Origin of the sequence: Actinoplanes missouriensis 431, assembly GCF_000284295.1 — a bacterium.
GTDB classification, from domain to species: Bacteria; Actinomycetota; Actinomycetes; order Mycobacteriales; family Micromonosporaceae; genus Actinoplanes; species Actinoplanes missouriensis.
In genome coordinates this window covers 6,232,404-6,244,422 of sequence record NC_017093.1, presented here as the reverse complement: position 1 = coordinate 6,244,422, position 12,019 = coordinate 6,232,404, and the positions used below count along the sequence as shown (strand labels likewise).

9 protein-coding genes are annotated in these 12,019 nt (G+C 71.1%); 8 read left to right on the top strand and 1 reads right to left on the bottom strand.

Annotated features, from left to right (window positions below; all coding sequences use genetic code 11):
- The first annotated feature begins 65 nt into the window (after positions 1–65).
- The 3 genes from AMIS_RS28700 (at position 66) to AMIS_RS41945 (ending at position 4,071) form a co-directional block, all read left to right on the top strand.
- Positions 66–2,114 carry a M14 family zinc carboxypeptidase gene (locus tag AMIS_RS28700; protein WP_014445939.1) on the top strand — a complete coding sequence of 683 codons (2,049 nt, stop codon included), beginning with the start codon at positions 66–68 and terminating at the stop codon, positions 2,112–2,114.
- Positions 2,115–2,825: 711 nt separating this feature from the next.
- A complete protein-coding gene (locus AMIS_RS28695; RefSeq protein WP_231859115.1) occupies positions 2,826–3,455 on the top strand; it encodes a response regulator transcription factor in 630 nt (209 codons plus the stop codon).
- Between the two features lie 43 nt (positions 3,456–3,498).
- A complete protein-coding gene (locus tag AMIS_RS41945) occupies positions 3,499–4,071 on the top strand; it encodes a VanZ family protein (RefSeq protein WP_014445937.1) in 573 nt (190 codons plus the stop codon).
- On the opposite strand, the gene AMIS_RS28685 is transcribed toward AMIS_RS41945, so the two are convergent.
- Positions 3,989–5,239: a glycosyltransferase gene (locus tag AMIS_RS28685; RefSeq protein WP_014445936.1), complete on the bottom strand. Its 1,251-nt coding sequence runs from the start codon at positions 5,237–5,239 to the stop codon at positions 3,989–3,991. The genes AMIS_RS41945 and AMIS_RS28685 overlap by 83 nt on opposite strands.
- A gap of 437 nt (positions 5,240–5,676) precedes the next feature.
- On the opposite strand from AMIS_RS28685, the gene AMIS_RS28680 reads away from it, so the two are divergent.
- The 5 genes from AMIS_RS28680 to AMIS_RS28660 all read left to right on the top strand — a co-directional run bounded on the left by AMIS_RS28680 (position 5,677) and on the right by AMIS_RS28660 (position 12,011).
- Positions 5,677–7,614 (top strand): nucleoside-diphosphate sugar epimerase/dehydratase, encoded by a 1,938-nt coding sequence (locus tag AMIS_RS28680; protein WP_014445935.1) that lies wholly within the window; start codon positions 5,677–5,679, stop codon positions 7,612–7,614.
- 110 nt (positions 7,615–7,724) lie between these two features.
- Entirely contained in the window at positions 7,725–8,981 is a 1,257-nt protein-coding gene (locus AMIS_RS28675) for a nucleotide sugar dehydrogenase (protein WP_041831379.1), read from the top strand.
- A 20-nt stretch (positions 8,982–9,001) separates the two neighbouring features.
- The gene (locus AMIS_RS28670; RefSeq protein ID WP_014445933.1) at positions 9,002–9,670 is read left to right on the top strand and encodes a sugar transferase; all 669 of its coding nucleotides are present in this window, start codon (positions 9,002–9,004) and stop codon (positions 9,668–9,670) included.
- Complete coding sequence (locus AMIS_RS28665) at positions 9,660–10,715, top strand: hypothetical protein (protein WP_014445932.1); 1,056 nt, start codon at positions 9,660–9,662, stop codon at positions 10,713–10,715. The genes AMIS_RS28670 and AMIS_RS28665 overlap by 11 nt, the downstream gene beginning before the upstream one ends.
- Before the next feature lie 78 nt (positions 10,716–10,793).
- A complete protein-coding gene (locus AMIS_RS28660) occupies positions 10,794–12,011 on the top strand; it encodes a hypothetical protein (RefSeq protein WP_014445931.1) in 1,218 nt (405 codons plus the stop codon).
- Positions 12,012–12,019 lie beyond the last annotated feature (8 nt).

Below are 12,019 nucleotides of genomic sequence, written 5' to 3'. Positions count from 1 at the left end.
ATTGACAGATTCGAATCTTTAGATTGCGGTGGAGGTCGACATCCTTCGACGACGCAGGAGGTTCGATGCGCTGGCCGGCCACACTGACCGCCGCACTCTTGACCGCGACGCTGCTGACGGTCCAACCCGCGACCGCGCAGGCCGCGGAGGAACCAACGATCACCCTGAACTCCGGTGAGCGGGCGCTCATCCGATTCCAGCTGACCGACGAGGCGGCCTTCGAGCGCCTCCTGAGAAGCGGCGCCGACATCGCCGCACGTCCCCGTACCACTCCCGGCGCCGTTCTCGCCGACCTCGTCGTGGACGACCGGGAGCTCGCCGAGCTGCGGAAGACCGCCACGCCGGTGCAGTTGATCCAGAAGGAGGGCGCCACCCGGGCGAACCGCTCGACCGCCCGGATCGCGGCCGCCGACACCCTGTCGTTCCTCCAGGCCTACTGGTGGACGAGCAACGGTCGCACGTTCCTGCAGACCCAGGTGGCCACGACCGCGAGCGACGACCCGGACGTGGAGATCACCGTGACGTGGACGACCGCGGACGGCCAGACGGGGTCGTACCCGCTGGTCCGTTTCGAGGACGCCGACGAGTACCAGTACCACTACGCGCTGCCGCAGCCGCTGCCCGCGAAGCCGGTGAAGGTGACCGCCACCTCCAGCCTCGGCGGGCAGTCCCGGGCCGTCACCCCGTCGGCGTGGCCCGGCGCCACCCCGCCGGCGAACCCGGCCGGGTACCAGAAGGACTTCATCGACGCCTACATGACGCCGACCGACATCACCGCGCGGATCAAGCGGCTGTCCCGGCAGTACCCGAAGCTCGTCGACGTGATCAACCTGCCGAACAAGACGCAGGGGTACCGGCGGACCGCCGTCACCTACCTCGGCGACCCGGCGACCGCCGCGATCGTCGTGGAGTCGGTGAAGTTCGGCGATCAGGGCTACAACGGCGTCCAGGTACGCACCGTCGATCCCGGCCGCCGCAACAGCCCGTTGCGTGCCGAATACCGGGATCGCGTCCTGACGATCAGGCTCGCCACCGGGGCGGCCGGCGAAGTGATCAGCACGACGGATCAGGTGGCCGCGTTCATCGCGGCGAAGTACCCGCAGCGGTTCTCGGCGTTCGTCGAGGAGGGCTCGGCCGGTCTGATCATGCCGGTGGCCGGTCCGGCGCGGCTCGACGACGGGCTGGCCGGGACCGAGGTGTCGCACAAGCCGCAGACCGTGCAGGCGCTGCGCATCGGCAAGGTCCGCGACGGCTCGAAGCCGGGTGTGCTCGCCTACTCCCAGGAGCACGCGCGGGAGTGGGCGACGCCGCTGGTCACGCTCGAGTTCGCGGAGCGGCTGCTGGCGAACTACGCGACCGACCCGGCGACCCGGAGCCTGGTCGACTCGACCGACGTCTTCATCATCCCGACGGTCAACCCGGACGGCGCCAACTACTCCTTCAACGACTTCAATTTCCAGCGCAAGAACCTGGTCAACCACTGTACGGGCGCCCAGCGTGACCCCCGCTACCGCAACTCGTGGGGCGTCGACGTGAACCGCAACTACGCGGTCGGCTCGTACTTCGACGGTTATGTCGGAGCCAGCGCCAACTGCCTCTCCGGGACATATGCCGGAACGTCCGAACTGTCCGAGGCGGAGAGCCGCAACGTCGTCGCGCTCGCATCGAAGCACAGCAACATCAAGTTCTCGATGAACGTGCACAGTTACGGCGGCTACTTCATGTGGTCGCCCGGCGCCTACAAGGTCCCCGGCCGGATCACCCTGCCTCGCCCGTCGATCGACGAGTCCAAGTTCTTCCTGGACAGCGCCCGGCGCATCGTCGGTGCCATCGCCACCGAGCGCGGCACGGTCACCTGGCCGGCCTACACCGGCCCGGTCGCCGACGTGCTCTACTCCGCGGCCGGCAACTCCGCCGACCACCTCTACTACGACCTCGGCATCACCGCCTGGAACTTCGAGGTCGGCAACGACCGCTGGAACGAGGCCACCCAGCAGTGGGAGGGCGTCGGCTTCCAGCCGCCGTTCGACGAGGCGCATTCGGAAGCTCAGGAATACGCCGGCGGCCTGATCGAACTGGTGCGCATCGCCAGGGATCAGTCCGAAACCCGGTAGACCCGGCGGTGGGCGCGCTCGTCTTCCCGGGCGCGCCCACCCATCGGGTACGCGCTACCCAAGTCCCCCGGCACGCCGGGCGACTGACGTCCCTCCCGCCGGCGCATCCCGCCGCCGCCCCCGGCGTCCCATCACGCCCGCCGTCCCGTCACGCCCGCCGTCCCGTCACGCCCGCCGTCCCGTCACGCCATGCCTCCCGTCACGCCCCGTGTCGCGTGACGCCGGGCGTCTGGTCGCCGCCTGGAAGACCTTCTGTCGCCTGTTCGGGGGACCGCTCCCGGGTGGTCCGGCGCACAGATAATCCTTTTCGGTCGGCGGCTGCCCCTAATTGATCGAATAACGGTCCGGTTGCGGTGCCCCGCCATTATCACTTTCAGGTGATCGCAATGGCGAATACTGATCACTTTCCCGCCGTACAAGTCGGAATTTGTCCGGTTTTGCCCTTGATTTCTTCGGTGTAATTGATCGATGTGCGGGTGATTTCCGGCCACCGCATCGTAGATCCGGTAAACCTCAGTCAGTCGATCGGCTAGGGCTCTGTGCGAAGAGTGCCTCCGCCCGTTACGTTAAGTAGGTGTTCAGCGGCGCCCGCCGTTGGCACGGATCTGTCCTGAGCTGGCACGACTCGCGTTTATTGAGATCAATGGAAATTCTGCCGCCCCGGCGCGACCGGAATGGACACGGGGCGATAGAAAGGTAAGTGCATCCAGCGTGTCCTTCGACGAGGGTGGTGTGATGATCCGGGTCGTCGTTGTCAGAGACGAGGGATACTTCGGTGTCCCGGTGCGGACGTTCCTCGAGACCGAACCGGACATGCACTATGTCGACACCCTGCCGATCGGCGGTGACCTTGCGCAGCGCGCGGCCCAGCTCTGGCCCGGCGTCGTGGTGATCGACACGCAGTACATGGTGAGCCAGGTCCTGCCGATCGCCGACGAGCTGCACACCGCTATCCCGTCCTGCTCGATGCTGCTGCTCTGTGACCCGAGCAAACGCGGCATGCTCCCACCCCGGCGGTGGAACGGCGGGCTGAACTTCCTGCTCAAGGACTCCTCGCCGAGCATGCTGGCGGACGCGGTGCGCCGCCTGGCCCGCGGTGAGCGGGTGGTGTCGCCGATGCTGCAGGCCGCCTCGCTCAACACCGACCGCGGGCTCAGCACGCGGGAGCTGGAGGTCCTCGGGCTCGCGGCGGAGGGCGAGTCCGTGAAGGAGATCGCCGGCCGGCTCTACCTGTCCGGCGGCACGGTGCGGAACTACCTGTCCGCGATCATCACGAAGACCGGCGCGCGCAACCGGCTGGACGCCATCCGGATAGCCCGCAAGGAGGGCTGGCTGCGCTGATCTCCCAGGGCCCGTTCAGGCCTCCGGCGTAGCGTGGGAACGGATGCAGAACCACCACCTCGACATCCCCGCCCTGCCCGTGCTCCTGCCCCTGGGCGTCGTCCTGATGGTCGTCACCGGTCTGGCCCTCGGCGCCCGCCGCATGCTGACCATTCGCAGACTTCTGGCCGGCTGGGCCGCCGGGTGGTACGCGGTGGCGATCCTCGGCGCGACGATGCTGCCGATGCGCCTCTCCTGGGGCGGCGGCGAGCTCGAGGCCAACCGGCTGATCCTGGAGCCGGTGGTCAGCATGCGCCCGACCGACTTCCTGCTGAACATCGTGATGACGGTGCCGCTCGCGGCCGTGCTGCACGTCGTGTTCGGCGTCCGCGACCAGCGCCGGGTGGTGCTCACCGGTTTCCTGCTGAGCCTGGCGATCGAGCTGACCCAGGCCGCGCTGGTGCTCACCCTGCACGGCAACCGCTGGGCGGACGTGAACGACCTGATATCGAACACGTCCGGCGCCTATCTCGGCTTTCTGCTGTTCCACCGGCTCATGCGTTCCGCACGTTTCCGCCGGGCAGTGGAAAGGTGCTCGTTCGCCCGCCCGGCCCATGCGGCGCCGATAGCGGTGTGACGGCGGGCCGGCCGGCGACCGTTTCGTAAAGCCGGCCGACAGCGGCCGCCAGGTGGTCCGCGGAGTACCGGGACGCCACCGCCCGGGCCGGCAGCCGCGCGTCCTCGCGCTCGGCCAGGCAGAGCAGTTCGGCGCGCAGGGCCCGGGGCAGCGACTCCCGGTCGCGCGGGGAGAGCCGGTGGGTGCCGCGGACCGGGGTGCGAGCCGCGAGCCGTTCCTCCAGCGGCGGGCAGGTGGCGTAGAGCACGGGCAGCCCGGCCGCGATCGCCTCCAGGGCGGCCAGCCCGAAGCCGCCGGAGCCGGGCGAGACGAAGACGTCCATGGCGCAGAGCAGCTCGCGGGCGTGTGCGACGGCCCCGGCGAAGAGCACCCGGTCGGCGACCCCCTCGATCACCGCGAGGCGTTCCAGCGCGGGCCGGGCCGGGCCGTCGCCGACCAGCAGCAGGCACGCGTCCGGCGCCTCGGCGATCGCCCGGATCAGCAGGTCGAACCGCTTGTCCGGGTCGAGCCGCCCGACGCCGCCGACCAGCGGGACGCCGGGCGCGACGCCCAGCCGGGCCCGGGCCGCCTCGCGCAGCCGCGCGTCGAAGCGGAACTCGGCCGCGTCGATCGCCTTGGGGATCATGGTGATCCGCCGCTCCGGCACGCCCCACGCGCGCAGCCGCGCGGCGATCGCCGGGGACGCCGCGACGGTGATCTGCCCGAACCGTTCCCCGGCCCGGTAGAGCGCGCGCACGCCGGGGGAGACCCTGCGCCCCTCCAGGGCCGCGGCGCCCAGGTGGTGCTCGGTGGCGACGACCGGTCGAACGCCGGCCAGCCGCGCCGCTATCCGCCCCTGCACGCACGCCCGGTAGAGGTGGGTGTGCACCAGGTCGAACCGCCCGTGGTGGATCAGCCGCCGCAGGCGCCCGATCGCGGCGAGGTCCGCGTCCCGCGTCGCGGTCACCCGATGCACCCGCACGCCCTCCGCGCGCAGCGCCCGCACGTCCGGCCGGCCCGGATCGCTGCGCGCGAGGATCCGGTCCGGGCCGGGGAGTCCCTCCGGCGCCCCTGACGAGGGCTCCAGCAGGACGACCTCGTGGTCGTGCGGCAGCCGGCGCACGAGCAACCGCACCTGGTGGGTCGCCCCGCCCGGCCCCGGTGCGCTGATGACGTGGAGCACCCTCATCTCTCATGTCCCCCGGTCGCATTGACGACAGAACGCTTGCGACACCCGCGCCAAAACACGTTGCCGGAAAGACGCTGCCGGAATAATGCGCCCGGCGTAAGTCGCAGATGTCATGCATAAGGCGAGAGGTTCTCACTCTCAGCATGACATCCTCGCCCGAATGGCTGGTTCGACCGCCCGATCGGTTTGATCGAATCATCGTGTTCATGCCAAAACGAGGAACATGAACGATCCTCGCGTAGGCCATGACAATTGCTACTGTAATCGGCCTTGCCCGGCTGCAAGTCTAATTCTGCAGAAAGCTTCAAACGGTCATCCGAGGCGAGTGGACGCTGGCATTTCCGGTCTGCCGGAAATGTATTCCGTCGGCTCGCATTTCTTGTCGCGCGAAAACGGGTTCCGCTGCCGGAGAACCGGCATCGTACGAGGGGGATTCCATGCAGGCACGGCGATCAGCGTCGCCCTGGTTCGCGAGCGTATTACCCGGCCGGGCCGCCCGTGCCGGGACCGACGCGCTGGCCCTCGCGGCCGCGCTCCTCATCGCCACCCTGCTGCGCCACGACGGGCGGATCGGCGAGGTCGACTTCCGCGGCCTGGTCGCCCTCTCCGCCGTCGCCGCGCTCGTGCACACCGCCGCCGGCATCCACTTCGGCCTCTACACCGGCCGCTGGGCGTACGGCTGCTTCGAGGAGATCGCCGCGCTGGTGAAGACCGCGGTGGTCGTGACGCCGGCCCTGTTCCTGCTGGACACGCTGCTCGGACGGCTGGTGCCCCGCTCCGCGATCATCGCGGCCGGCCTGATCGCCCTGGTTTTCGCCGCGGGGGTGCGCTACACGGTCCGGCTGCTCAAGGACAGCCGGCTGCGCCCCAAGCCGGAGCACGGGATCCGGGTCGTGGTGATGGGCGCCGGCGAGGGCGCCACCCAGGTCATCCGGGCCATGCTGCGCAGCCCGCGCAGCCCCTACGTCCCGGTCGCCCTGCTCGACGACGATCCGGCCAAACGGACGTACCGGATCATGGGTGTCCCGGTGGCCGGGAACCGTGACGCGATGGCCGAGGTGGTCCGCCGGTTCGACGCCGAGGCCGTGGTCATCGCGATCCCCAGCGCCAGCGCCGAGCTGATCCGGGCGCTCACCGACCTGGCCCGGCCGCTCAACGCCGACCTCAAGGTGGTGCCGCCGGTTGTCGAGCTGTTCGGCCGCAAGGTCCGGGTCGAGGACATCCGCCCGGTCAGCCACGAGGACCTGCTCGGCCGCCGCGAGATCGGCATCGACCTGGCCGCCGTCGCCGGGTACCTGGAAGGCCGCCGGGTGCTGGTCACCGGCGCCGGCGGCTCGATCGGCTCGGAGCTGTGCCGGCAGGTCGCCCGGTTCAACCCGGCGCAGCTGATCATGCTGGACCGCGACGAGTCCGGCCTGCACGCCGTGCAGCTCTCGCTGGACGGCCGGGGCATGCTCGACGACCGCAACCTGGTCGTCGCCGACATCCGTGACCAGCAGCGCCTCGACGAGGTGTTCGCCGAGCACAAGCCGCACGTCGTCTTCCACGCCGCAGCCCTGAAACACCTGCCGCTGCTGGAGATGCACCCCTCCGAGGCCCTCAAGACCAACATCATCGGTACGTACCAGATCCTCCAGACCGCGCTGCGGCACAACGTCGACCGGCTGGTCAACATCTCCACCGACAAGGCCGCCGACCCGTGCAGCGTCCTCGGGTACTCCAAGCGGATCACCGAGCGGCTCACCGCCGCGGCCGACGCGCTGTCGACCGGCACCTACTGCAGCGTCCGGTTCGGCAACGTGCTCGGCAGCCGCGGCTCGGTGCTCACCGCGTTCGCCGCGCAGGTCGAGTCCGGCGGACCGATCACCGTGACCCACCCGGACGTCAACCGGTACTTCATGACCGTCCAGGAGGCGGTCCGGCTGGTCGTCCAGGCCGGCGCGCTGGACAGCGCCGGCGAGGTGCTGGTCCTGGACATGGGCGAGCCGGTCCGCATCGCCGACGTGGCCAAGCGCATCGCCGACGCCGCCGACCAGCACATCCAGATCGTCTACACCGGGCTGCGGCCGGGGGAGAAGATCGCCGAGATCCTGCTCGGGCCGGACGAGCCCGATCACCGGCCCAACCACCCGCTGATCTCGCAGGCCCCGGTGCCGCCGCTGGACGGCGCGGTGCTGTCCCTGCTCGATCCGGCAGCGCCCCGGGCCGACCTGATCGCCGTCCTGCACTGGCTCGCCGAGTCGCCGGCTCTGCCCGTACACCAGACGTCGCCCGGCCCGGCCACCGCCGTGCCGAACGGATGGCACCGCCCGGCGCCCGTCAGCAAGCAGCGCCACCCGCAGGCCGCAGCGGTCCCGCCGGCCCGGCGCCCGTGATCAAGCGTGCCAAGACGGCCCGGTCGCGGGCCGTGCGCCCGCCGCAGACCAAGAAAACGGCCCGGTCCCGGCAGAAGAGCCATCCGGAGAAGCAGAAGGAGAGCACGCCCATGCGGGTCGTCATCGCCGGTCAGGGGTACGTCGGACTGCCGCTCGCGGTCCGTGCCGCCCAGGTCGGGCACACGGTCGTCGGCTTCGACGTCGACGACGATCGGATCAAGCGGCTCGCCGCCGGAGAGTCGTACGTCGACGACGTCTCCTCCGCCGACCTGCAGGCCGTCCTAGCCGCCGGCACCTTCAGCCCGTCGTCCGACCCGCGCTCCTGCGGCGGCTTCGACATCGCCGTGATCGCGGTGCCGACCCCGCTCCGCGAGGGCACCCCCGACCTGCGCTACATCGAGGACTGTGCCCGCACCCTGGCGCGGTACCTGCGCCCCGGCGCGACCGTCGCGCTGGAGTCCACCACCTATCCGGGCACCACCACCGAGCTGGTCGCGCCGCTGCTCGAAGAGGGCTCCGGGCTGATCGCCGGCGTCGACTTCCACCTGGGGTACAGCCCGGAGCGGATAGACCCGGGCAACCGCGAGTGGAACCTCGCGACCACGCCCAAGGTGGTCTCCGGGATCAACCCGGCGTCGCTGGAGAGGGTGCGCGCGTTCTACGCCTCGGTGGTCGAGCACACCGTGCCGGTCTCCGACCCCAAGGTGGCCGAGCTCGCCAAGCTGCTCGAGAACACCTTCCGGCACGTCAACATCGCCCTGGTCAACGAGCTCGCGGTGTACGCGCACGAGCTCGGCATCGACGTCTGGGAGGCGATCGACGCGGCCAGCTCGAAGCCGTTCGGGTACATGCGGTTCGTACCCGGGCCCGGCGTCGGCGGGCACTGCCTGCCGATCGACCCGTCCTACCTCTCCTGGCGGGTGCAGCGGACCCTCGGCCAGAGCTTCCGCTTCGTCGAGCTGGCCAACGACATCAACAACCACATGCCGGACTACGTGGCCCGCCGCCTGGTCGCCGCGCTGAACACCCGGCGCAAGGCGGTCAACGGCTCGACGATCCTGCTGCTCGGCCTCGCCTACAAGAAGAACAGCGGCGACGCGCGCGAGTCGCCGGCCCGGCGGGTCGCCGCGCTGCTGCTGGAGATGGGCGCCGAGGTACGGGCCGCCGACCCGCACGTGGTCGAGGACGCGCACGTGGACAGCCGGGTCGCCCGGGTCTCGCTCACGCCGGAACAGGTCGCCGCCGCGGACGCCGTGGTGCTGCTCGCCGACCACGACGACTTCGACCTGGATCTCGTCGTGCAGCACGCCACCTACGTGCTGGACACCCGCCACCGCCTCACCGGACCCACCGTCGAGTCGATCTGAGACACCCTGCGGAGGTAGTCGTGACACGCATTCTCTGGAACGGCCTGCAGCGGCTGGTCGCCGCCGTCATGCTGGTCCTCCTCGCCCCCGTGATCCTCGCGCTCGCGGCGTGGATCCGGATCGCCGACGGCAAGGGCGTGTTCTTCGTCCAGGACCGGGCCGGGCGGGCCGGCACGCCGTTCCGGATGCTCAAGTTCCGGTCGATGGTGCACAACTCGGTGGCGCTCAGCGCCGAGCTCGGCATCGACGACCCGTTCGGCCTGCTGGAGAACGACCCGCGGATCACCCCGTGCGGCCGCTTCCTGCGCCGCACCAGCCTCGACGAGCTGCCTCAGCTGATCAACGTGGTGCGCGGGCAGATGAACCTGGTCGGCCCCCGCCCGGACGTGCTGCCGCAGGTCGCCAACTACTCCGCCGAGGACGCCCGCCGCCTCGAGGTGAAACCCGGCATCACCGGGTGGGCCCAGGTCAACGGCCGGGACGACATCGACTGGCCGCAGCGTTTCATCCTGGACCGGTGGTACGTCGACAACTGGTCGCCGGCCCTCGACCTGAAGATCCTCTGGCGGACCGCGGTCACGCTGCAGCGGGACGAGCCGCCGGTGCACGTCGACACGCTCAACATCGCCCGCCAGCAGACCGCGGCCACGGTGGACGCCGCCGACAAGGACGTCTCGCGTGTCGCCTGAGATCGGCTCCGAGTTCCACTGGGACCCGGCCGTCCTGCTCGGCGCCGAGCAGGACGGCCCGCCCGCGTGGCTGCCGGCGCGGCGTGCCCTCTTCGCCACCGGATGCGGCGCGCTCAGCGAGCTGCTGCGGCTGCTCGCGCCGGGCAGCCGGCTGCACGTGCCGTCCTACTTCTGCATGGGCGTCGCCGAGGCGCTCTCCGCGCAGGCGCCGATCGCCTGGTACCGGCACCTGCCGGACGGGCGGGGCCCGCGCTGGGAGACCCTGCGGGCCGGCGACGGGGACGTGGTGCTCGCCCAGAACCTGTTCGGGCGGGAGCGGGGCGAGCCGTGGACGGCGTGGATCCGGGCGCATCCCGGCGTCTGCGTGATCGAGGACCACTCGCACGCCCCGTTCAGCGACTGGGCGCGGGACAGCGAAGCGGCGTACGCCGTGGCCTCGCTGCGCAAGACGCTGCCCCTGCCCGACGGCGGGTTGCTCTGGTCGCCGTCGGGCCGCGAGCTGCCCGGTCCGCGGGGTCCGGAGAGCGACGGGGCGCATCTGAAGCTCGCGGCGATGCTGCTCAAGGCGGCCTGGCTGCAGGGGCGGCCGGTCGCCAAGGAGCAGTTCCGGGCGCTGGCCCAGCAGGGGGAGCACGACCTGCTGGGCAGCGCCGGGCCGGCCTGCGCGTTCACCCGGGCGGCGCTGCCGCTGATCGACGTGGGCGGGGTGCTGGCCACGGCGGCGGCCCGGGCGCGGGAGATGGCGGGACTGCTCGGTGGGCGTACCCCCGCAATCGAGCTGGTGGGAGACGGCCCGTTCCGCCTGCAGCTGGCGTGCCCCACCGCACAGGCGCGCGATGCGCTGCAAGCGCACCTGGCCGCGAACCGGATCTATGCGCCGGTGCACTGGCGGCAGGATCGCGGCGGACTCTGGAGCGGCGACCACGAGGCGGCGGAACTGGCCGCGCGGATGCTCACGCTGCCCGTCGATCATCGGTGCGGACCAGGGGATTTGTTGCGGATGGCGGAGGTGATGACCGCGTTCGCACCCGCCGTCGCCGCCTAGGGTCGCATCGATCGGTCGATCGGCATATCATCATTGCGTGATATGTCGATCAACGCAGAGTGATCAAGGGCGGTGACCATGACCACCGCGGGCTGGATGGCGCTCGGGCTGGCCGTCTACGGCGCCCTGAGTTACGCGGTGGGATCGATCCTCCAAGCCGTCGGCGCGAAGCGCAGCCACAACACGGTGAGCACCCTCGGCCACCCGCTCTACCTGATCGGCATCGCCCTCGACATCTCCGCCTGGGTCGCCGCGATGTTCGCGCTGCAGCACCTCGCGGTCTACGTCGTCGAGTCCGTGCTGGCCGGCTCCCTCGCCGTCACCGCCGTGCTGGCCTGGCTGTTCCTGCGCTCCCGGCTGCGCCACCGGGACGTCGCCGCCATCGTCTGCACCAGCGTCGCCCTCACCACCCTCGCCATGTCGGCCGGCCAGCAGCACGAGATGACCCCGACGTGGACCATGCGGGTCGGGTTCTGCTGCGCGGCCGTCGGCGTCGTGATCCTCGGCTGGATGACCACGAGGATCGGCATCCCCGGCCTGATCGCCGGCGTCGGTGGCCTCTCCCTCGGCGGCGCCGCGCTCACCGGCCGCGTTCTCACGATGCCGCCCGGCTCGATGGACACGTTCCCGTCCGCGGTCGTCGCGATCGCCACCGAGCCGCTGGTCTGGGCCCTGCTGATCTTCCCGATCAACGGCATGATCCTGTACGCCAACGCGCTCCAGCAGGGTGACGTCGGCCGGGTCACCGCCGTGCACTGGACAGGTGAGGTGGTCGCCCCCTCGGTGATCGCCCTGACCCTGCTCGGCGACACCGTCCGCCCCGGCTGGGAACCCGCCGCCCTGCTCGCCGGGATCGTCACCATCGGCGCGGCCGTGGTGCTCGCCTCCGCGCCCGCCACCGTCGCCGTCGAATCCGCCGACGGCAGCCCGGCGCCCGCCGGCACCACCGTCGCGGTGCCACCGCAGTCCGGGCTCGGCCTGGTGCCGGTCGAGGCGTGGCGGCTCGCCATCCCGCCCGAGGCGCACTGGCCGGCGCTGCAGCCGCCGCTGGTCCGGGGATATGGCACATTCCGCTGGTGGGGCTCGCCGACGACGCCGCAGCCGCTGTGGGTGCCGCCGGACCGCACGCTGAACGTGCCCGGCTCCGTGCCGGCGTGGGCCGGGCCGCAGCTTCCGGAGGCCCGGCGGCCCTCGTTGCCGGAGGCGCGGGGGTCGCGGGCGGCGCCGCGTGGGGGTTCGCGGCGGAAGTCGGGGCGCCACGCGTTGCCGTCGGGGCGGCGTTCGTCGGCGGCGTGACGATGGGG